General features: G+C 66.0%; 21 protein-coding genes, 1 tRNA gene and 2 pseudogenes. 18 read left to right on the top strand and 6 right to left on the bottom strand.

The window, feature by feature from the left end; all coding sequences use genetic code 11:
- The first annotated feature begins 32 nt into the window (after nt 1-32).
- Complete coding sequence (gene epmB / locus EV699_RS10435; RefSeq protein WP_132542371.1) at nt 33-1049, top strand: EF-P beta-lysylation protein EpmB; 1017 nt, start codon at nt 33-35, stop codon at nt 1047-1049.
- A gap of 30 nt (nt 1050-1079) precedes the next feature.
- Entirely contained in the window at nt 1080-3182 is a 2103-nt protein-coding gene (locus tag EV699_RS10430) for an EAL domain-containing protein (protein WP_132542369.1), read from the top strand.
- 88 nt (nt 3183-3270) lie between these two features.
- Here the strand turns inward: EV699_RS10430 and htpX are convergent, their stop codons facing one another.
- Together htpX and queA are read right to left on the bottom strand one after the other, a co-directional pair.
- Nucleotides 3271-4158, bottom strand: coding sequence for a protease HtpX (gene htpX, locus EV699_RS10425; protein ID WP_132542367.1), 888 nt, complete (start codon nt 4156-4158; stop codon nt 3271-3273).
- 113 nt (nt 4159-4271) lie between these two features.
- The gene (gene queA / locus EV699_RS10420) at nt 4272-5303 is read right to left on the bottom strand and encodes a tRNA preQ1(34) S-adenosylmethionine ribosyltransferase-isomerase QueA (RefSeq protein ID WP_132542463.1); all 1032 of its coding nucleotides are present in this window, start codon (nt 5301-5303) and stop codon (nt 4272-4274) included.
- Nucleotides 5304-5865: 562 nt separating this feature from the next.
- Here queA and EV699_RS19935 point away from each other — a divergent pair.
- Nucleotides 5866-6009: pseudogene (locus tag EV699_RS19935) on the top strand (MFS transporter); the annotation flags it as partial.
- A gap of 11 nt (nt 6010-6020) precedes the next feature.
- Nucleotides 6021-6505, top strand: a pseudogene (locus EV699_RS10415) (aldo/keto reductase).
- A 486-nt stretch (nt 6506-6991) separates the two neighbouring features.
- Here the strand turns inward: EV699_RS10415 and EV699_RS10410 are convergent.
- Complete coding sequence (locus tag EV699_RS10410; RefSeq protein WP_132542365.1) at nt 6992-7510, bottom strand: hypothetical protein; 519 nt, start codon at nt 7508-7510, stop codon at nt 6992-6994.
- A 69-nt stretch (nt 7511-7579) separates the two neighbouring features.
- A complete protein-coding gene (locus EV699_RS10405) occupies nt 7580-7861 on the bottom strand; it encodes a helix-turn-helix transcriptional regulator (protein ID WP_132542363.1) in 282 nt (93 codons plus the stop codon).
- Between the two features lie 88 nt (nt 7862-7949).
- On the opposite strand from EV699_RS10405, the gene EV699_RS10400 reads away from it, so the two are divergent.
- From EV699_RS10400 to EV699_RS10345, 12 genes are all read left to right on the top strand, one after another.
- On the top strand, nt 7950-8168 hold the full coding sequence (locus EV699_RS10400) for a hypothetical protein (RefSeq protein ID WP_243662625.1): 219 nt from the start codon (nt 7950-7952) through the stop codon (nt 8166-8168).
- Complete coding sequence (locus EV699_RS10395; RefSeq protein ID WP_132542361.1) at nt 8165-8566, top strand: hypothetical protein; 402 nt, start codon at nt 8165-8167, stop codon at nt 8564-8566. The genes EV699_RS10400 and EV699_RS10395 overlap by 4 nt, the downstream gene beginning before the upstream one ends.
- Nucleotides 8567-8578: 12 nt before the next feature.
- On the top strand, nt 8579-8788 hold the full coding sequence (locus tag EV699_RS10390) for a hypothetical protein (RefSeq protein WP_132542359.1): 210 nt from the start codon (nt 8579-8581) through the stop codon (nt 8786-8788).
- 315 nt (nt 8789-9103) lie between these two features.
- A complete protein-coding gene (locus EV699_RS10385; protein WP_132542357.1) occupies nt 9104-9292 on the top strand; it encodes a ribosome modulation factor in 189 nt (62 codons plus the stop codon).
- A 3-nt stretch (nt 9293-9295) separates the two neighbouring features.
- Nucleotides 9296-9628: a hypothetical protein gene (locus tag EV699_RS10380; protein ID WP_132542355.1), complete on the top strand. Its 333-nt coding sequence runs from the start codon at nt 9296-9298 to the stop codon at nt 9626-9628.
- Nucleotides 9629-9645: 17 nt separating this feature from the next.
- Nucleotides 9646-9969 carry a hypothetical protein gene (locus tag EV699_RS10375; protein WP_132542353.1) on the top strand — a complete coding sequence of 108 codons (324 nt, stop codon included), beginning with the start codon at nt 9646-9648 and terminating at the stop codon, nt 9967-9969.
- Between the two features lie 9 nt (nt 9970-9978).
- On the top strand, nt 9979-10218 hold the full coding sequence (locus EV699_RS10370) for a hypothetical protein (protein ID WP_132542351.1): 240 nt from the start codon (nt 9979-9981) through the stop codon (nt 10216-10218).
- Nucleotides 10219-10353: 135 nt separating this feature from the next.
- Nucleotides 10354-11775 (top strand): hypothetical protein, encoded by a 1422-nt coding sequence (locus tag EV699_RS10365; RefSeq protein WP_132542349.1) that lies wholly within the window; start codon nt 10354-10356, stop codon nt 11773-11775.
- Between the two features lie 9 nt (nt 11776-11784).
- Nucleotides 11785-12069, top strand: a complete 285-nt coding sequence (locus EV699_RS10360) for a hypothetical protein (RefSeq protein WP_132542347.1) — start codon at nt 11785-11787, stop codon at nt 12067-12069.
- A 5-nt stretch (nt 12070-12074) separates the two neighbouring features.
- Nucleotides 12075-13277: a zonular occludens toxin domain-containing protein gene (locus tag EV699_RS10355; RefSeq protein ID WP_132542345.1), complete on the top strand. Its 1203-nt coding sequence runs from the start codon at nt 12075-12077 to the stop codon at nt 13275-13277.
- A 371-nt stretch (nt 13278-13648) separates the two neighbouring features.
- Nucleotides 13649-14887: a hypothetical protein gene (locus EV699_RS10350; protein ID WP_132542343.1), complete on the top strand. Its 1239-nt coding sequence runs from the start codon at nt 13649-13651 to the stop codon at nt 14885-14887.
- A 25-nt stretch (nt 14888-14912) separates the two neighbouring features.
- Complete coding sequence (locus EV699_RS10345) at nt 14913-15902, top strand: phage integrase (protein ID WP_132542341.1); 990 nt, start codon at nt 14913-14915, stop codon at nt 15900-15902.
- Nucleotides 15903-15953: 51 nt separating this feature from the next.
- Here EV699_RS10345 and EV699_RS10340 read toward each other — a convergent pair.
- Nucleotides 15954-16037: transfer RNA gene (locus EV699_RS10340), tRNA-Leu, on the bottom strand.
- Nucleotides 16038-16219: 182 nt separating this feature from the next.
- Here EV699_RS10340 and EV699_RS10335 point away from each other — a divergent pair.
- Together EV699_RS10335 and EV699_RS10330 are read left to right on the top strand one after the other, a co-directional pair.
- Nucleotides 16220-17995: a phosphoenolpyruvate carboxykinase (GTP) gene (locus EV699_RS10335; protein ID WP_132542339.1), complete on the top strand. Its 1776-nt coding sequence runs from the start codon at nt 16220-16222 to the stop codon at nt 17993-17995.
- Nucleotides 17996-18106: 111 nt separating this feature from the next.
- Nucleotides 18107-18502, top strand: a complete 396-nt coding sequence (locus EV699_RS10330; RefSeq protein ID WP_132542337.1) for a SirB2 family protein — start codon at nt 18107-18109, stop codon at nt 18500-18502.
- A gap of 9 nt (nt 18503-18511) precedes the next feature.
- Here EV699_RS10330 and EV699_RS10325 read toward each other — a convergent pair whose 3' ends face one another.
- Nucleotides 18512-20080 carry a sensor domain-containing diguanylate cyclase gene (locus tag EV699_RS10325; RefSeq protein WP_132542335.1) on the bottom strand — a complete coding sequence of 523 codons (1569 nt, stop codon included), beginning with the start codon at nt 20078-20080 and terminating at the stop codon, nt 18512-18514.
- Nucleotides 20081-20156 lie beyond the last annotated feature (76 nt).

Raw genomic sequence — 20156 nt, 5'->3', positions numbered from 1 at the left:
TCTATCGAAACCGCCGCTGCCGAAGGCCGCACATGATAGCCGCATCGCTGACGCCGCGTGAGGCACCCCCGCGCTGGCAGGTGGAACTCGCCGCGGCCTACACCGACCCCGCCGAGCTCCTGCACGCGCTCGACCTCGACCCCGCCTGGCTGCCCGCCGCGCGCCGTGCCGCGGCGGCGTTCCCGCTGCGCGTGCCGCGCGGCTTCGTCGCCCGCATGCGCAAGGGCGACGCGCACGACCCGCTGCTGCGCCAGGTGCTGCCGCTCGCCGAGGAACTCGTCGCCGCGCCGGGCTACGTCGCCGATCCGGTCGGCGACCTCGCCGCGATGCCGGTGCCGGGGGTGCTGCACAAGTACCGCGGCCGCGCGCTGCTCGTCGCCACCGGCGCCTGCGGCGTGCACTGCCGCTACTGCTTCCGCCGCGAGTTCCCGTACGGCGCCGCCAGCGCCGGCCGCGGCGCCTGGGACGCGGCACTCGACTACCTGCGCGCGACCCCCGAGGTCAGCGAGGTGATCCTGAGCGGCGGCGACCCGCTCGCGCTGTCCGACCGGCGCCTGGCGACGCTGCTCGCGGCGCTCGACGCCATCCCCCACCTGCAGCGGCTGCGCATCCACAGCCGCCAGCCGGTGGTGCTGCCGGCGCGCGTCGACGGTGGCCTGCTCGCCGTGCTCGACGCCACCCGCCTGGCGACCGTGCTGGTGGTGCACGCCAACCATCCGCACGAGCTCGACGCCGAGGTCGCCGCGGCGCTCGCGCCGCTGCGCCGCCGCGGCATCACGCTGCTGAACCAGAGCGTGCTGCTCGCCGGCGTCAACGATGACGCCGCGGTGCTCGCCGAGCTGAGCGAGCGCCTGTTCGCCGCCGGCGTGCTGCCCTACTACCTGCACCAGCTCGACGCGGTGCGCGGCGCCGCGCACTTCGCCGTCGCCGACGCGCGGGCCTTGGCTATCATGGATACGCTGCGCGCGCAGCTGCCCGGCTACCTGGTGCCACGGCTGGTGCGCGAGGTGGCCGGAGCGCCCGCCAAGACCCCCGTCGTCGCGCGCTGACGCCCCGCCATCCCGCCCCCGGAGGCCCGCTTGCTCATCGACGCCGCCATCCGCCTGCTGATCGTCGACCACCCGCGGCACGACGTGCAGCCGATCCTGCGCCCGCTGCGCGGCGCCAGCTACCTGGTGCGGCACTGGCAGGCCGACCGCCTCGACGACCTGCAGCGCCTGATCGACGAGCAGCCGCTCGACCTGATCGTGGTGCGCCCGGGCGAAGGACTGCCGCGGGTCGAGGACGTGCGTGATTCGGTCGACGGCGCGTTCAAGGACATCCCGATCATCGCGGTGATCGAAAACCTCGAAAGCGCCGTCGCCGCGCGCCTGCTCGGCGCCGGCGCCGACCGCATCGCCGCGCTGAGCATCCCGACCTCGCTGCCGATGGTCGCGCGCCTCGAGCTCAACCGCCTCGAACAGCGCCGCCAGGCGCGACGCTGGGAGGGGCTGTACCGCGAGAGCGAGGCCCGCGCCCAGGCGCTGCTCGAAGGCGCGCGCGACGCCGTCGCCTACATCCACGAGGGCGCACACGTCTACGCCAACCCCGCCTACCGCGAACTGTTCGGCTACGGCGACAACATGGTCGGCTGCACGCTGGTCGACCTGATCGATCGCGCCGACCGCGACGCGCTGAAGGCCTACCTGCGCCAGGTCGACCAGCCTCCTCACGACGCCACCGGCAAGGCCCCCGCGGCCGAGTGGATCGACCTGCGGGCGCACCGCGCCGACGGCGGCAACGTCGACATCCGGCTGTGCGCCACGCCGTCGCGGATGAACGAGGAACCCTGCCTGCAGTTGCTGCTACGGCGCAGCGACGAGGACAGCGAACTGCGCAGCCGGCTGCAGTACGTCGCCGAGCACGACCCGGTCACCGGCTTCTACAACCGCCACTCCTTCACCGAACGCCTGACGCGGCTGCGCACGCACGCGCTGACCAGCGGCCAGTCCGGCGGCGCGGTGCTCTACGTGCTGCTCACCGAATACCGCAACATCGCGCAGAGCCTCGGCCTGGAGGCGGTCGACACGCTGCTGCGGGCGGTGGCCGAAGCGGTGCTGCGCCTGCTCGGCCCGGACGACCTGGTCGCACGCTTCGCCGACGCCACCTTCACCGTGTACACGCCGGCCGCCGGCCGGGCGGCGGCGCTGGAACTGGGCGAGCGCCTGTGTCGCAGCATCGGCGAGCGCTCGGTGGCGGTGGAGTCGCGGCTGATCTCCACGCGCGCCTGCGCCGGGGTGTGCCTGCTCGGCGATGCCGCGCACAGCCCGACGCAGATCATCGCTTTCGCCGATCGCGCCTGCGAGCAGGCCCGCCAGCTCGGCCCCGGCCAGGTCCAGGTGTATGCGCCGATCAACCCCGATCGCGATTCGGCCGCGCGCCGCGACGCGCTGCTGCGCGAACTGCGGGCGGCCATGGTCGAACGCCGCCTCGAAGCGCATTACGAGCCGGTCGCCTCGCTCGCCGGCGACGCGCGGCAGCGCTACCGGGTGCGGCTGTTCGCGCCGGATGCCGCCGGCGCCCCGCTCGACCTCGGTGAACTCGTGCCGCTCGCCGAGGCGCGCGGGGTGATGCGCCAGATCGACCGCTGGCTGATCGCCACGGCCCTGCGGGCAGCCGCCGGCGCCGGCGGCAAGCACGGCGAGCTCGTCCTGTTCCTCGGCCTGTCGAGCAACTCGATCACCGACGCGGACTTTCCCGCCTGGCTCGGGCAGCACCTCGCCGAGGTCCAGGTGCCCGGCCGCACCCTCGTGCTGGAGATCGCCGAAGAGTCGGTCGAACCGTATCTGGTGGACCTTTTGCGACTGCGCAAGCAACTCGCCCCGCTCGACTGCGCGCTCGCCCTGCACCACTGCGGCAGGCACGGCGACAGCCAGCGCTACCTGGAGCACCTGCGCCCGAGCTACGTCGAACTCGACATGGACAGCGTCGACCGGGCCGGCAACGACAAGGACCTGCGCCGCGACCTCGAGGGCCTGGTGCACGGCGCGCAAGCCCTCGGCGCGCAGGTGATCGCGGTCGACGTCACTTCGCCGTCGCGCCTCGCCAATGCCTGGGGGTTCGGCATCGACCACGTGCAGGGACCGGTCGTGCAGGCGGCGAGCCCGCGACTCGATTTCGACTTCCAGCAGTTCGTGCTGTGAAGGCGGGCCGGCCGACAGCGGCCGGAAAGGCCGGAGCCCGCCGGCCGGCGGGCTCCGCAGGGGGTAGATGTGAGGGCAGCGCGCGCGATCAGGCGGCGCGCAGCAGCGCGGCGATGCGCTCCTCCAGCGGCGGGTGGGTCATGAACAGCCGCTTCAGGCCATCGCCCAGGCCGCCGTTGATGCCGAAGGCCGCCATCTGCGAGGGCAGGTGCGAGGGCTCGTGCATCAGGCGCAGCCGTTCGAGCGCCGCCACCATCTTGCCGCGGCCGGCGAGATGCGCGCCGCCGGCATCGGCGCGGAACTCGCGCTGGCGCGAGAACCACATCACGATCACCGAGGCGAGCACGCCGAACAGCAGTTCCAGCACGATGCTGCTGATGTAGTAGGCGATGCCGACCCCGCCCTCCTCGTCACGGTTGCCCGACAGCGCCCGGTCGATCACGTAGCCCACCGCACGCGACAGGAAGATCACGAAGGTGTTCACCACGCCCTGGATCAGCGCCAGCGTAATCATGTCGCCGTTGGCGACGTGGCTGACCTCGTGCGCCAGCACGCCTTCGACCTCGTCCGCGGTCATGTTGGTCAGCAGGCCGGTGCTGACGGCCACCAGGGCCTTGTCGCGGTTCGCGCCGGTGGCGAAGGCGTTGATCTCCGGCGAATCGTAGATCGCGACCTCGGGCATGCCGATGCCCGCGGCGCGGGCCTGGCGCGCAACCGTGTCGACCAGCCAGCGCTCGGTGGCGTTCTGCGGCACGTCGATCACCACCGCGCCGACCGAGGACTTGGCCATCCACTTCGACATTGCCAGCGAGATGAACGAGCCGCCCATGCCGAACACGGCGGCGAACACCAGCAAAGCCCCCATGTTGAGACCGTTCTGCGTCAGGAAACGGTCCACGCCGAGCAGTCGTGCGGTGATGCTGAGCACGATCAGCACGGCGATGTTGGTGAGCACGAACAGAATGATGCGTTTCATGGGCTTCCTCTTCGGAACAGACGGAACCTCCCCGGTTCTGTGGGGACGGTAGGCGCCATTGCAAGCGCAGTCCCCGCAGAGACAGGACGCTCGGGCGAAAGTTGCACGCTGGCTCAGACGGGGGCCCGGGTCAGGAACATCGCGTCGCCGTAGCTGAAGAAACGGTAACGCGCCGCCACCGCGTGGCGGTAGGCGGCGAGCACGCTGGCATGCCCGGCGAAGGCCGACACCAGCATCAGCAAGGTCGACTCCGGCAGGTGGAAGTTGGTCACCAGCGCGTCGACGACGCGGAAGCGGTAGCCCGGCGTGATGAAGATCCGCGTGTCGCCGCTGAACGGCGCCAGTGCGCCCGCGGCGGCCGCGGCTTCGAGGCTGCGCACCGCCGTGGTCCCGACCGCCACCACCCGCCCGCCCCGCGCGCGCGTCGCTGCCACCGCCGCGACCACCTCGGGGCCGACCTCGACCTGCTCGGCATGCATGTGGTGATCGGCGATGCGCTCGGCGCGCACCGGCTGGAAGGTGCCGGCGCCGACGTGCAGGGTCACGAAGGTCCGCTCCACCCCCGCCGCGGCGAGCTGTTCGAGCAGCGCCTCGGTGAAATGCAGCCCGGCGGTCGGCGCCGCGACGGCGCCCGGCGCGCGGGCGTAGACCGTCTGGTAGCGGTCGGCATCGCCCGCGGCATCGGGCCGGTCGATATAGGGCGGCAGGGGCACGTGGCCGTACGCATCGAGCAGTTCGAGCACCGGCCGCGGATCCTCGAAGGCGAGCTCGAACAGGTCCTCGTGGCGCTGGCGCACGCTCGCGCGCAGTCCGCCCGCGAAGACGATGCCGCTGCCCGGACGCGGCGCCTTGCTCGCGCGCACGTGCGCGAGCACGCGGTGCGCGTCGAGCAGCCGCTCGACCAGCGCCTCCACCCGCCCGCCGCTGTCCTTCGCACCGAACAGGCGCGCCGGGATCACCCGCGTGTCGTTGAACACCAGCAGGTCGCCTGCGCGCAGCCAGCGCGGGAGATCGGCGAACGCGGCATCGGCGAGCGCGCCGCTCGGCCCGTCGAGCACCAGCAGCCGGCTCGCCCCGCGCTGCGCGGGCGGGTGCTGGGCGATGAGCTCCGGCGGAAGGTCGAAATGGAAATCGGCTCTCAACATCGGCATGAGACCACGCACGCCCCCCGGGGCGTGCCGGGAGCCGCGCTGATAGCGGGTTTCGGGGTTCTGCGGTGCGGCCCTGGCGTGTACCCGGCACGACCGGCCGACGCCCCTCGCACACCACGCGTAACCGCGGACGTCGCTGGCCGGAACGCATCGCCCTGCTGATGCACCGGCGGCCGCGCTCGCGCAGCGGCGACCGGCAGGTCACGAACACCTGCGGGCAGAACGCATCCGCGCCCGCCTGCGGCAGCGGGCCCGGCATGGCCGTGGCCGGTTCGCGCTCGCGGCGGCAGCCGCCGGATTGTAACCGGTGGCGCTGGGCGCGGCAGTGGAGGCATCGGCTCGGGCGTCGTCTCTCGGCCGTGCGGGGTGTCGTCGTGGCCCCAATCATCGGCGCACGCGCAACGCGGAGCGTGGTGCCCACAATACGTCGCGCCCGCTACCGAAGCTCGCCGGCTTCATCGAAAGGCTGCCGGCCGAGGCGTTCGACAACGTAGTCGACGAAGCAGGTGATGCGGGACGCCAGCGCGGTGTTGCGGTAGTAGACGGCGTGGATGGGCTGGCGCACGTCCCGGGTGGCCTGCTGGCGCTGACCATCAGCGCCTTCGCCATCGGCACGACGGAGTTCGTCATCGTCGGCCTGATCCCCACCATCGCCACCGACCTCGGCGTGAGCCTCCCCTCCGCCGGGCTGCTGGCCAGCAGGGCCAGACCGTGATCGACTCGGTGCGCGATGCGCTCGACGTCGGCTACCGCGCGATCGACACCGCGCAGATCTACGCCAACGAGGCCGACATCGGCGTGGCGATCGCCGCCTCAGCATCGGCCGCGACGCCATCGCCACCAACCCGGTCGAACTCAGCCCTTACCTGCCGAACCGCACGCTCGCCGACTACGCCCGCGCGCAGGGCATCCACATCACCTCGTACATGACCCTGGCCTACGGCAAGGTGCTGCAGGACCCGCTGCTGCAGGCCATTGCCGCGCAGCACGACGCCACCCCCGCGCAGGTCGCGCTGGCCTGGGCGCTGCGGCAGGGCTACTCGGTTATCCCCTCGTCGACCCGCCGCGCGAACCTGGCAGGCAACCTGAAGGCACTGGAACTGGTCCTGGGCGACGCGGACATGGCCGCGATCGCCGCCCTCGACCGCAACGAGCGCCTGGCCGATCCCGCGGGCATCGCGCCGCGGTGGGACTGAAGGCCACTCCGGATTTCGGGCGCTTCGATCCGGCCCCCCCGGGGATGTTGTGTAGTGGTGCGGGAGAAACCCGCTGCCGTCAGCCTGCTGGCGGCAACGGGCGGCGCATCGCCCTTCGGCCCCGGTACCCGATCCGTCCCGATCGCGCCGGCCGCCTCCATGAGCGCAGGCCTGGACATTTCGCCATGGCCGTAACAATGCGTTACGCCCCTTCCGCCTCCGGCCATTCTGCGCGGAACCGCCCGCCTCGATGCCGCGACTGCGTCGACACCAGAAACGACAAAGGGCCTACCGCGAACGGTAAGCCCTTGAATCTGCGTGGTGCCGGAGAAGGGACTCGAACCCCCACGACTTGCGTCGGCTGATTTTGAGTCCGCGTTGTTGCGCATCTTATAAGTGTCGATGCGTGCACTATCAAGAGCTTGAGCGTTTCTTGCGCATCTAGGGGCGTCATCGTGCGTCAGTGGCGTTGACACTTCGTTGACGCTACTGACCGTTCATGCACGCGAGCACCTTGGCGTTGACCTCGTTCGAGCCGGGCGCCATGCAGGCCTGCAGGGTCCGGCGTGGTGTGCTCGAGAGTGTTTGCACCGGTCCCGGCGTGCTCGATGCGGGTGGTGTTGTCGGTCGCGTTGCGGTCGGTGGTGGCGGGGTTGGAATCGTCATTTCTGACATCATCACTGTCCGTGTTGGGGGCCGTTCCGGCTGCTGGGTCGGCTGTTGTTGTGGTGCCTGCTTTGGCGTGCCGATCTGCGGTACTGGCAGGTGGTTCATGCCTATCGCTGCGAGTAGTGCCTTGCCGCCGAGGGTGAGGGCGACCGCCAGTGATCCGCCGTATAGCCATCGCGATACACGTCGTCGTGTGCCTGGGATTCTGCTCAGGCCCTGTGGCCAGTCGGGTGAGTGGTCTTCCTTCACCGATGGGTAGTAGTACGATCTTTCGCGCTCGGCCCGCGTTTTGCGTTTGATCTCCTCGCGGTAGTACTCGCGATCTTCGATTCCCATCGGTTTTCTCCTCGGCTACATCCCGTTACCGGGCATCCCTACCCTTCCATCGGCGTGCGACCTCCGCGGCTAGGCGACGTGCGTGCCGTCCCTCGCCGAGTCCCTGCGCGCCCGCTCCTGTTCCGGGCTCACGTCGCCGTGATCCGGTCTTGTCTCGTCAGTCAGCAGCCATCGGGCGTATTGCGGCCATCGGCGTGCAACGGCTTCGATCATTGCAAGCCCGGGGCTTCGAAAGCCGTTCTCTGCGTTCTGGTAGCTGCGGGCGTTGAGTCCTGCCGCCTCGGCGAACGCGCTTTGCGTCAGCCCTTCGGCTTCTCGGATCGCTCGGAGCTTGTTGCTGTAGTCGGTCAAAAAAAGTTCCTACATCGCTTGATGTCGAGCATCTCTTGATGTATAACATACATCATGTGATGTTGCTGATGCACAAAGAGGCTCAAAGATGGAAGGAATGGAACCACAAGCCCCCGCTATGCCGCAAGGCATGACGGCCTTTGTCCCGGTGATGCACAAGGAACGCTTTTCCGAGTTGAGCGGCATTGAGCTTGGCGTTCTCGATAACTGGATCGATCGCGGTTATGTCCCGACTCTGAAAGTGGGTCGTCACCGTCTGATCAATCTTGTCTTGTTGATGAAGGAATGCGCGGAGGCGGGGAAATGACGAACATCGAATTGCTTCAGAAGTTCATTGCCAAAGACGAGTCTTCCTATTCGTACTGGGTTGCGTCGGCTGCCAAGAATTTCCGCAAGTATCGCCAGGCTGTTTTGCCTCCGATTAAGGCCATGTATCGACAAGCGGTGCGTTTTGACCTGCAGATGGCTCGCAGTGCTCGTGCCGAGTTGCGCAAGTGGAATGCCGAGCTTCTCGCCGAGCTCGACCGTCAGCCCGCTCCCGTTGCTCCCGTCGTCCGTGTCGTTTCCGCCGTCCCTGTCGCCCCCGTGCAGCTCACGCTCGCCGGCGATGTCGACCCGATCCCGGCCCCTGTCGTCCGTCCCTCCTGGTACTCCCGCCGAGTGGCCCGCGGTCCCTCCCGCTGGTGTGCCGGCATGTCCCTCTAACTGGTGAAACTCATGGCCACCAAACCCGTCACCCGCGAAGTCCGGGCCGACTTATCCCCAGATGATTGGCTCTATTTCGAAAAGCGCGCGATGGAATCCGGCATGTCGAATGGCCGCACATTGGCGACGCAATTGCTCACCCGATGGATTGCCGACCAGCGCGCCGCGCGCCAGAACGGCACCGCCTCCGCCCCCGGGGTGGGTCCCACCCATGCCGCCTAAATCCCCTGTCCTCTCGCCGTCGCCGTCGGTCGCGCCCAGAGGCCGGCCAGGCGCGGCCCGCCGTCAAGCCGCGCGGGAGCTTGCGAGCGCGCCGCTTGACGGCATAGGGCCGCGCCTGGCCGAGCCTTGGGGCTCGACCAGCGGCGTCGGCGAGAGGGCAGGGGATTGGCCCCTGTCCTTGAGCCAGAGCCCGAGGGAGCGTCTTTGTCTTGTCTTTCGCAAGCGGAGCGCGCAGGCGGCAGGGATTCGGAGGGGAAGCCCGCAGGGCCGGAGCGAAGCGCAGCCCGTAGAAGCCCGGTCCGAAGGAGCCGCTACATGAGCACTGTTCAGCAATGTCTTAAGCGTCTGGATGACGTCATTGCCGCCATCAAGGAAGGCCGCGAAGCCTATCGCGAAGGCTGCAAGCCCTGTGACAACCCGTATCTGAATCGGCAATCCGCACTCGCCAAACACTGGGCGAGTGGATACAGCGCCGAGAAACGTAGTTCAACCGGCAGGAGATAAACCATGCGTCAACTCATGAACTTCCACGTCCTCGGCATCAAGCGCTACAGCGTCGACGGCAGCGAAGGCGCCTCCGCCTACGTCATGAGCCCCGCCGAGGGCGACCCCAACACCGTTGGGGCCCACGTCATGAAGGTTCCGTGTCCCTACGCCCTCGTCGACGCCTGCCGCGGCATGCCCATGCCCGGCGACTTTCAGGCCGAAGTCGAACTGCGGGCCGGAGCACAGGGCAAGCTCGCCCTCTTCGTTCTCAGTCTCAACCCCGCGAATCCCAAATCGCAGCCGAACCCGCAGCCCGGTAACCAGCCGCCGGCTAATCCGGCGCCCAAGCCGTAGCCGTAGGCGTATTGATCATGGGCTATCGCTACGGTGCGCAGTGTTTCGATGATGTTCATGCTCAGGCCGAATCCTGGTGCTCGGGTGCCGCCGGAAATGGCATTAGCTGCAACGGCTGTGTCGACAGTGGCGGTGCTCAGGTCTGTACGTTTCACGATATTGTCAGCGGCTCGGACGTCGTACTTTCGGCCTCCTGGTCTGACTGCGAATTAACGCCGTTCTCGCCCGCTATCGGCGCTGAATACTTCGCTGCTGGGTTCGGCTCTATTGGTCTCGTCTTGCTGGTAGCGTGGGGATGCCGGCAGGTTCTCGTCTCAATCTTTCCCCGCATCAATCAATAGGAGTTCATCATGAACAAGTCCGTTTCCCGTCTCGCCAATGCCCGTGTGGCGCTCGTCGCGGCGCTCGCCGGTGCCGGTGCCACCTTCGGTCCGCTCGCGCTCGCCGACGGTCCGGATTTCTCGTCGCTCACCGAGTCGGTCATCCTGACCGGCGTCACGACGGCCATTCTCGCCGTTGCGGCGCTCAAGGCGGTCCCGGCGATCGCCAGCTACGGCGCCCGTGTCATCCTCGGTTTCATCAAGCGCTGATCGGCTGGCGGTGATCATCGGGGGGCCGTCACGCGGCCCCCTTTTCTTTGGAATCGGGGGTGAATAAATGGGCGCCGAAATCTGGTACTGGACACTTTACTGTCTTGGCGCTGGCTGCGCCTTTGCTGCGCTGCGGTGATCGCCATGATTCGGCGGTTTCTGGCTGTCCTGATCCTTGCGTTGTCTGCTGCTGCGGCTAATGCCTCGGTCGCGGATAAAACCACAAGCTACATCTCGTCGACCGATTCAAGTTGGGAAACGCTCGTACAGCGCAACGTCGGCTACAGCGCGACAGACGGCATCAGTACAACGCGGTCGCAGACGGTATCGCCGCGTGCTGGATACCCTGCTGCGACAATTGAGCAGGTTGCAAAGATGGCTCCTGCTGTTATTAAAACGGCGGGTGTTATTTTGGCGCGTACTAGTCCACTGTTGGCGACGGCGTTGATCGCCGGCGGTAGTCTGGATTGGTTTTATGATCAGCAGGGGCAGTTAGTTAAACCGTCGGGTGGTAATTCGCATCCATCATTTCCTCAGACGGGCACCTATTATCAGTATTGTCGAAATGGAAATTGTATTTATCTGTCGTCCGGCAGTTCGCCTAGTGCCGCGGGCGGGGCCTGCGCGAGTGGCTATCTATGCAATTGGTCTGGTCAGACTGTTTTAAGTTGGAGTTGTACGGGTACGTTGCCGAGTTCTTGGCAGTGTAGCTATGTCTATAAAATAGGCAATGACGGTCCATATAACTGGTATTACGGGCAATCGGCGACGCTTTATTCCGTTCCTGGTTGTCCGCCTGGCTATAACAGTCAGGGTGGCAATTGTGTTTATGGGGCTCCATCTCCTGTAACTGATACTGATATTCAGGGCGCAATTACTAATTGGGCGCAATCCAATGCCGAGGCCGTGATGGTGTGGCTCAAGCAAAATGGCAAATGGGCTCCTGGTAACTATTTGTACGATCAAGATGTTAAAAGGCTCTTTGGCACTCAGTATGTCGCCACTAAAACGACGACGGCGGCTAATGGCACTCAGCAAACGACGACAGTAACAACCAAGCCGATGACCGAGGTTAAATGCAATAGCTCGGGCTGCACGATTACGGCAGGTCAGCAGGAATTCACGCTGAATGCGGATGGCTCATCGAGTACGGAAACAAAGATGTCTCCGGAAGCGACGCCGAGTTCTGAAAGCTCCTCTAATCCCTCGCCGAATCCTGTGGAAATTCCCGATGATTACGCTCGTGAAAATACCCTGCAGGACATTCGGGACAAGCTCGAATTCGAAAATTCGGAGCAGCCGCAAACCGAAACCATTGCATCGGTGCTCGACACTTTTAAGGCTCGTCTCGCCGCGCTGCCGATCATCGGTGCCGCCTTCTCGATCGGCAATATCGGCGGCTCTGGTCAATGTCCGCCCATATCTATTGAGTTGTTTAGCGAAACGATTAGCACGGATGTCCATTGCGAATTGATGGAAACGGTGACGTCCATGCTCTCGCCGGTCTTTCATGCGCTTTGGCTCGTGCTCGGCCTCGTAATCGTCCTGAGTGCGTAAGGGGGGTTTATGTTGACGCAATTTGCGGAGTGGCTTTCGGGTGCCTTGGAGTCGTTTGCCGTCTGGGTCCTCTCGGGGCTTCTCAGTGCGGTTGCGGGCGCTCTCGAAACCGTCTTCGGCCTCTGCGGCACCTGTCAATCCTTTACCGGCGCCGGCGTCGGTGCCGCCTTCGGTCAGATCACGTCGTACATCTGGTGGTTTCTCGGCTTCGCCCAGATTGGTTTCGGAATTTCCGTCGTCGCCAGTGCCTACGGTCTGCGCTTCATCATTCGCCGTCTGCCTTTCATCGGATAGCGGTCATGTCCATTGTCTCCTTCTGCGGTAAACCGAGGTCTGGCAAAAGTTACTCCTGCATCGAGCATGTGCTATTGCCGGCTCTCGAAAAGGGGCGCTCTGTCTGGTGCAATATCCCGTTAATGATGGATGTCATCAGGTCGCGATTTCCGACGGCCTCCGTGAGTTGGTTTGATGCGGGGGAATGGCTGCGCGATCCTGAAAGTATTGAGCAGGTCGAGCCGGGTTCCATCCTGATCATTGATGAGTGCTGGCGCCTTTTTCCGAGTGGGCAGAAGTCCAACGTTGCGCCGATGGCATTTCGCTCGTTCCTGGCTGAGCACGGTCATCGTACAGCGGGCGATTGGACGACTGAGGTCGTCCTGATTTGTCAGGATTTATCGCAGATTGCCGGATGGGTTCGCGTGCTCGTCGAACGTACTTACGTCACCACGAAGCTATCCGCTCTCGGCACGCCCGATCGTTTTCGTCTCGAAGTTTTTTCGGGTCCTGTCGGAGTCGATCGGGCTCCTAAGCGCCAATTGGTTCAAAGCTATTTCAAGAAATACGATTCTGCGGTTTATCAGTACTATAAAAGCCAGACTAAAGGCGAAGGTCACGGCAAAGAAGAGCTACAGGGCGTTAAGGCTTCGATCTGGCGTCGTCCGATTTTCTGGCTTGTTATTCCGGCTGCTCTGGTTGGCGCGGTATGGGCATCGCTCAATCTGCGCCATTTCTTCAAGGGTGGGGCTGTTGAGGGGGTGCCGCAGCCGGTAGCAGCCGCTCCGGTCCAGCATCTGGCGGCGCAGCCGCTCGCAGCGGTGCCGGTGTCGGTTCCGGTCCTGGCTCCTGCTCGCAAAGAAGCGTCTCCTGCGCTCTCTACGCGCTGGCGTATTGCCGGGATATTCGGACCGCATGACGAGCAAGTGATTCTCTACGACGGTCGCTATACGCGCGTGCTCGATCGTCTGCGCGATTGCACCCAGAACGGCTACGGCGAAACCCGCTGCATCGTTGAGGGTGAACTTATCACGCACTACAGCGGGCGCGACGAACAGTCGATTCCGGAAGCTCCTGATTTCGGCAAGCTCAATCCGAGTAGGGGCGATGCCAAAGAGTCGAAAGCGGGCGCTGATCGTCCGTCGCGTGTGGGCTCTCCTCCGGCCGCGCTCGATCGTCATTCGCAGCAGCTCGACCGGCCTCGTGTCGTCCTGCCGAATCAGGGGTAGGGCGTGCTCCCTCCTTGAACACCTGAAAGTGCTGCGAAGCGGCCGACAAGCGACGAACGCGGGCGGCAAGCGGGGTGCGTGGATCAGGCGGGGCGCCGGGGGGGGCCTTCTCGCAGGGAGAAGAACGCAGCAGCCTGGAAGGAAAGCAAAGTGGAGCCTGTGAAACGTCGCCGACTGGAAGGCGTCGCGGAGTGGTCGACTGGAGGAAGGCTCCCCCCGGCGCCCCGCCCCACGCACCCTGGCGGCCGATCGAGGAGGAGTAGGAGGCTGCGGCATGCGGGACGCGCCGGAATCTACAGATGGGGCTGACGCCCCTGTAACACGTCTGCTCTACAGCCCCCCGTGGGCTCAATAGAGGTTCAAAACGCATCATGAAAGACTCTTTGCGGTTTTCGGTTTCGTCTCTCGCCCGCAACGTGGTCGATCCCGCCGGGCGGATCTTCGCCGAGCAGAGTGGCCACCTGGTCGACCTCAGCGCCGTCCAGGTCTGCTGGGTCGGCGTCGATACCGTGCGCCAGCTCTATACCGGCGCCGTGCAGGCCGACATCGGCGCTTGGCTCGAGCGCATCGAGCCGGGCAGCACCGTCCGGCTCTGGGGCCACACCTGGGCAACCGGCAAGCTTGGCAAGGCCAGCGGCTACCGTTGGCGCTTCCAGAACAACGAGCTCGGCGTCGTCATCCTGCTCGGCAGCTACTACGCCCTGTTCGAGCAATCCGGCGCACATCTCAAGATCGAGATGTCGCCTCACTTCATCGCCGCGCGCAGCCCCGAGCAGCTTCAGGCCTGGGTCGATCGCGTCGCCCATTACCTCCTGCACGACTACCGCCCGTCCGGTGTCGCCGTGCACCTGGCCGTCGATGTCCAAGGCTGGACCCCGCCGCAGGACCTCGAACGTCGATTCGTCACCCGCGCCCGTCGATTCTCCAACTACAGCGGCATCAGCGCGTGTGACTTCGATCTGAACCAAGCCGCTGCCACCTACGGCCGCGGCGAAACCTGGCTCTTCGGCAGCGCCGCCAGCCTCCAAACCTGCCTCTACCGCAAGGATCTGCTCGCCACCAAGCTCGACAAGATCGACTACTGGAACAGCGTGTGGTCCGGCTACACCTTCGGCGACCACCAGCCAGAGGCCCCCGTCTTCCGTCTCGAAATGCGGTTTCACCACCAGGTCACCGCCGAGCTTGCCCGATCCCAGACCCGTGAATGCGTCACCTACGCCCAAGCCGCCCCCCTGCTTGCCGACTTCTGGCGCTACGCCCTCGACCACAACCGCCTTGAGACCGCCAAGGACCACATCGCCCCGATCTGGCAGCTTCTGCGCGACGATCCGCAGTGGATCACCCCGCCCGAAGGTCTTGCCCTCTGCCGCGTCCGTAAAGAGTCCGTTGCCGCCATCGGGCGCAACCTCGCCAACGTCGTCGGCAACCTCGCCTCCGTCGTCGCCCGCAGCAGTGTCGACCCCTTTTTTTTCCTCCAGCAGCTCAAGGGGCTGAGCATCTGGCCCGAGCTCAAGCGCTACTACGCCGAACGGGATCTAGATCAAGAGGACCTCATCGAGCGCTTCCGCGAAACCCTCGAAAGTAGGCGCCTCATCGGCAAGGCCGCGTAGCGCCTGGCTCATAGCGGCTCATAGCATGACCATCAAGCGCACTGACAAGGGTTGGCTCGCCGACATTCAGCCCGGCGGCCGAGGCTCCAAGCGCTACCGCAAGACCTTCGACACCCGGGCCGAGGCTCAGCGCTGGGAACGCTACATGCGTGCCCAGGTTGACCGTGCGCCCGACTGGATGCCACCGCGCCAGGACAAGCGCCGGCTCTCCGAACTCGTCCGCCTCTGGTACGAAGGCCACGGCGTCCAACTGCGTGACGGCAAGCGCCGGTGTGATGCCCTGTTGCGCTGTGTGCAGGCTATGGGCGACCCCATCGCCTCCGACTTTGCCCGCGAACAGTTCGTCATCTATCGCGCCCAGCGCAGAGCCGATGGGCTCAAAGACGCCAGTCTCAACCGTGAACACGCCTACATGCGTGCGCTCTTCGGCGAGCTTGCCCGTCTTGGTCACTGGACCGCCCCGAACCCCATGCAGGGCCTGCGCCTTATCCGTGAACGGCAACATGAACTGGCTTACCTCAGCGCCGAACAGATTGAGCATCTGCTAGCCGTCCTGGAAGGCGACGTGCGTCGAATCGTCCTTCTCTGCCTCGCCACCGGCGCCCGCTGGTCCGAGGCTGAACGGCTTCGCGCCGAGGACGTTACCGGCGAGCTCGTCACTTTCCACGGGCTCGGCACCAAGTCCGGCCGCTCCCGATCCGTCCCGATCGCTCAGGGCCTCGCCGACCTCATCCGCGGCAAGCGCCGTGTCGGTCGCTTGTTTCGTCCGAGCTACCATGCCTTCCGTACAGGCATCGAGCGCGCCGGCATCTGCCTTCCTGCTGGGCAGCTTACCCACGTCCTGCGCCACACCTTCGCCAGCCACTTCATGCAGCAGGGCGGCAACCTCCTTGTCCTGCAGCGCATCCTTGGCCACTCCACTGTCACTGTAACAATGCGTTACGCCCACTTCGCCCCCGACCATCTCCGCGAAGCGGTCCGCCTCAACCCTGTAGCCGCGTTGACACTTGGTTGACACTAGAAGTGACAAAGGGCCTACCGCGAACGGTAAGCCCTTGAATCTGCGTGGTGCCGGAGAAGGGACTCGAACCCCCACGACTTGCGTCGGCTGATTTTGAGTCAGCTGCGTCTACCATTCCGCCACTCCGGCGCGGAGGCGCGTGAGTATACGGCTTCACAGGCCAGCGGCAAGCACGACTGCCGGGTTGGCGCAGTCCGCCCCGGCCGCTAAGATGGCGCGCCATAGTCGCGAGTGTTGACCAACACAACGAAGACGGGGCGCCAACCCCGCAGGCGGCATTACCCATCATTTTCCTGAGGAGTTACATGCCGATGACGACAAACAACGCAACCCTGCAGTCCTGGGTAGATGAGGTTGCGCGCCTGACCCGGCCCGATCGTATCCACTGGTGTGATGGCTCCGCAGAGGAATATGCCGAGCTGGTCCAAGCGATGGTGCAGAGCGGTGAACTGCTCGCGCTGAATGCCGAAACCCATCCTAATTGCTACCTGCATCGCTCCCACCCCACCGACGTCGCCCGTACCGAGCACCTGACCTTCATCTGCACCGAGCAGCGCGAGGACGCCGGGCCGAACAACAACTGGATTCCGCCCGCCGAGGCGCACGCGAAGATCGACGCCCTGTTCGCCGGCTGCATGCAGGGACGCACGCTCTACGTGGTGCCCTACTGCATGGGGCCGATCGACTCGCCGCTCGCCCGCTGCGGCGTGGAAATCACCGACAGCGCCTACGTGGTGGCCAACATGCGCATCATGACGCGCATGGGGAAGGCCGCGCTGGCACGCATCGAGCGCGAGGGCACCTTCGTCAAGGGCCTGCACTCGACCGGCGACCTCAACCCGGAACGGCGTTTCATCATGCATTTCCCCGAGGAACTGACGATCAAGTCGATCGGCTCGGGTTATGGCGGCAACGCGCTGCTCGGCAAGAAGTGCCATGCCCTGCGCCTGGGCTCCTGGCAGGCGCGCGACGAAGGCTGGCTCGCCGAGCACATGCTGATCGTCGGCATCCAGAACCCGCGCGGCGAAACCCACTACGTGGCCGCGGCATTCCCGAGCGCCTGCGGCAAGACCAACCTGGCGATGCTGATCCCGCCGGCGTCGATGCCCGGCTGGAAGGTGTGGACCATCGGTGACGACATCGCCTGGATGCATCTCGGAGAAGACGGCCGCCTGTGGGCCATCAACCCGGAGGCGGGCGCCTTCGGCGTGGCGCCCGGGACCGGACCGAAGACCAATCCCACCGCATTGAACATGCTGGACCACGACTGCATCTTCACCAATGTCGCGCTGACCGCCGACGATCAGCCGTGGTGGGAAGGCAAGTCGAAAGAAGTGCCGGCCTTCGACTGGCGCGGCCAGCCTTACGATGCGGTCTCCGGCCTGCCGGCCGCGCATCCGAACTCCCGCTTCACCGTGTCGATGCGGCAGTGCGCGAGCTACTCGCCGCGCGCCGAGGACGCCCAGGGTGTGCCGATCTCGGCGATCATCTTCGGCGGTCGCCGCAAGGAACTCGCACCGCTCGTATTCCAGGCGCGCGACTGGCGCCACGGCGTGCTCGTCGGCGCCTCGGTGGCGTCCGAAACCACCGCCGCGGCGACCGGCGCCGTCGGCGTGGTACGCCGCGATCCGATGGCGATGCAGCCTTTCTGCGGTTACAACTTCGGCGACTACTGGGAGCACTGGCTGTCCTTCGCCGAGCGTTCCGATCGCCTGCCGAAGATCTTCCACGTCAACTGGTTCCGCCAGGACGACAGTGGTCGCTTCCTGTGGCCCGGTTTCGGTGAAAACCTGCGCGTGCTGCAATGGATCCTCGAACGCTGCGCGGGGCGTGCCGAGGCCGTGGAAACCCCGATCGGGCTCCTGCCGCGTTCGCAGGATCTGAACACCCAGCACCTCGACGTCGACGTCGCGACGCTCGACGCGCTGCTGGCCGTCGACGCGCAGCGCTGGAATGCGGAACTGGAGGACATCCGCAGCTACTTCGAGAAGTTCGACGAGCGCCTGCCCACCGGCCTGTGGAGCGAGTTCGAGCGTGTCCAGAATGCGCTCGAGCACGGCACGCAGGTTGCCGTCGCGGTCGACTGACACCCCTATCCCTCCCGCCGATGCGTGCACGCCATCGCCATCCCCGGCGCTAGCGCGCCGCTGCAACCGGCGCCTGCCGGTCCATCGACCGGCAGGCGCGATACGACGCCGATGAGCTATCTCGCCTTACGCCACATCCACATCACGGCCGTCGTGATCAGCATCGCCCTGTTCACGCTGCGCGGAATCTGGATGCTCGCCGATTCGCCACGGCTCCAGGACCGCTGGGTCCGTATCCTGCCGCATGTCGTCGATACGGTACTGCTCGCCAGCGCGATTGCCCTGACCCTCGTGCTCGGCCAGTACCCCTTTGCGCAGTCGTGGCTTACCGCCAAGCTCGCCGGCCTGCTGGCCTACATCGTGCTGGGCGCCATCGCGCTGAAGCGGGGGCGCAGCAAGGCGACGCGAGCGGCGGCGTTCGTCGCCGCGCTGTTGACGGTCACCTACATCGTCGGGGTCGCCGTCCACCACCACCCGGCCTCGTGGTGGTGGACGCCGGGCGGCTGATCTCCGGACTCACGCGTCGGCCGAGTAGACCTCGACACGGTTGCGGCCGTTGCGCTTGGCGGTGTAGACGGCACGGTCGGCATTGCGCACCAGATAGGATACGTCGACGCACGCGACCCCGTTCTCCATATGGGTGGCGATGCCCGCCGAGATGGTGACCGTCACCTTCTGGCCGTCATCCAGTTCGTGGGGCTGCGCGGCGATGGTCGAGCGCAGCCGGTCCATCATCGCGCAGGCCGCCGACTGCCGCGCCCCGGGCAGCACGAGCACGAACTCCTCGCCGCCGTAGCGGGCGACGATGTCGCCCTTGCGCACGAAACGGGTGAGCAACTCGACGACGCGGCGCAGGATCTCGTCGCCCGCCTGGTGGCCCCAGGTGTCGTTGATCCGCTTGAAGTGATCGAGGTCGATGAAGGCGATCGACAGCGGCCAGCCGCGCTCGGTCGCCAGTTCGAACTCGCGCGCCAGGCTGTCTTCGAGGAAGGCGCGGTTGTAAGCCCCGGTCAGCGCATCCCGGCGACTGCGCTCCTCGGCGACGCGCGCGCGCTCCTCCATGCGCTCGGCCTGCACCCGGGCTTCCGCCGCTTCGTGGATGATCTGCAGGTTGCGCACCATCAGCACTTCGCGGGCATGATCGAGCACCGCGGCCACCCGCATGCTGTCGACGAGTTCGATCTCGAACACCGAGGACGCCTCGGGCATCAGGGTTCCGACCTCGTCGATGATCTCGTGCAGGCGCTCGGCTTCGAGTCCGAGCAGGGCCTTGGCATGGCAGCCGATACGCGCCGTGATCTCGTCGCGCGATTCCACCACCCACATTTCGGCCAGCCAGCTCGCGAGCGCCACGCAGGCGCAGAACGTCGCGTCGTCGTCGTCGTCGTCGTCGCCGTCATCGCCGCACACCACGGCGCTGCGCTCGGTCGCATGGCTGTTGCGGGCGGCGGCCTGCAGATAGTCCGGCATTCCCCACTGTTCCATGATCCAGGCACCGACCTCGGCATGATCCGCGCCGAAGGCGCCCGCCTCGGCACGCACGAGGGCGTCGTGCTGCGTCCCTTGCGCGAGGACCGCGGCATACTCGCCCCGCAGCGCGACGTCGAGGACCGACATGCCGATGTCCTGCAGCAGGCCGGCGAGGAAAAGCTCTTCGAGGCGGCGAAGCCCCATCGACTTGCCGATCACCCGGGAGGCGAGGGCCGTGATCAGTGAACGCCGCCAGTAGCGCGGGTAGTCCATGCCGCTCGCCGGCCCCCCCGCCAGCGACCCCACCAGCGAGAAGCTGAGCGCAAGCGTCATCGCGGCGTTGAGGCCGAGCAGCATCAGCGCCTGGCGCAGGTTGTCGACCCGCCGCCGCTGGGCGTACATCGGGGAATTGGCGATTTTCAGCAGCTTTGCGGCCAGTGCCGGGTCCATCGACACCACCTGGGTGATGTCGGCGATGCCGACGTCAGGGTCTCGCCCCAGCTCGATGACCCGCATCGCCACTCCCGGCAGCGACGGCAGGTTGGGACACAAGGCCAGACGCTTTCTGAAGACATCATCCATATGCAAACCCCATGCGCACGGTCGTGGGATCATTCGGATTGCTGGTTATCGTTGTGAGCCCGCAAGTCCCGCGGGAGCGCTCTTATACCCAGTTTCGGCGATGGCCCGC

The organism is Plasticicumulans lactativorans (assembly GCF_004341245.1).
GTDB lineage: Bacteria > Pseudomonadota > Gammaproteobacteria > Competibacterales > Competibacteraceae > Plasticicumulans_A > Plasticicumulans_A lactativorans.
Note: the sequence above shows the minus strand (reverse complement) of the source record. Positions and strands in the feature narration are given on the sequence as shown.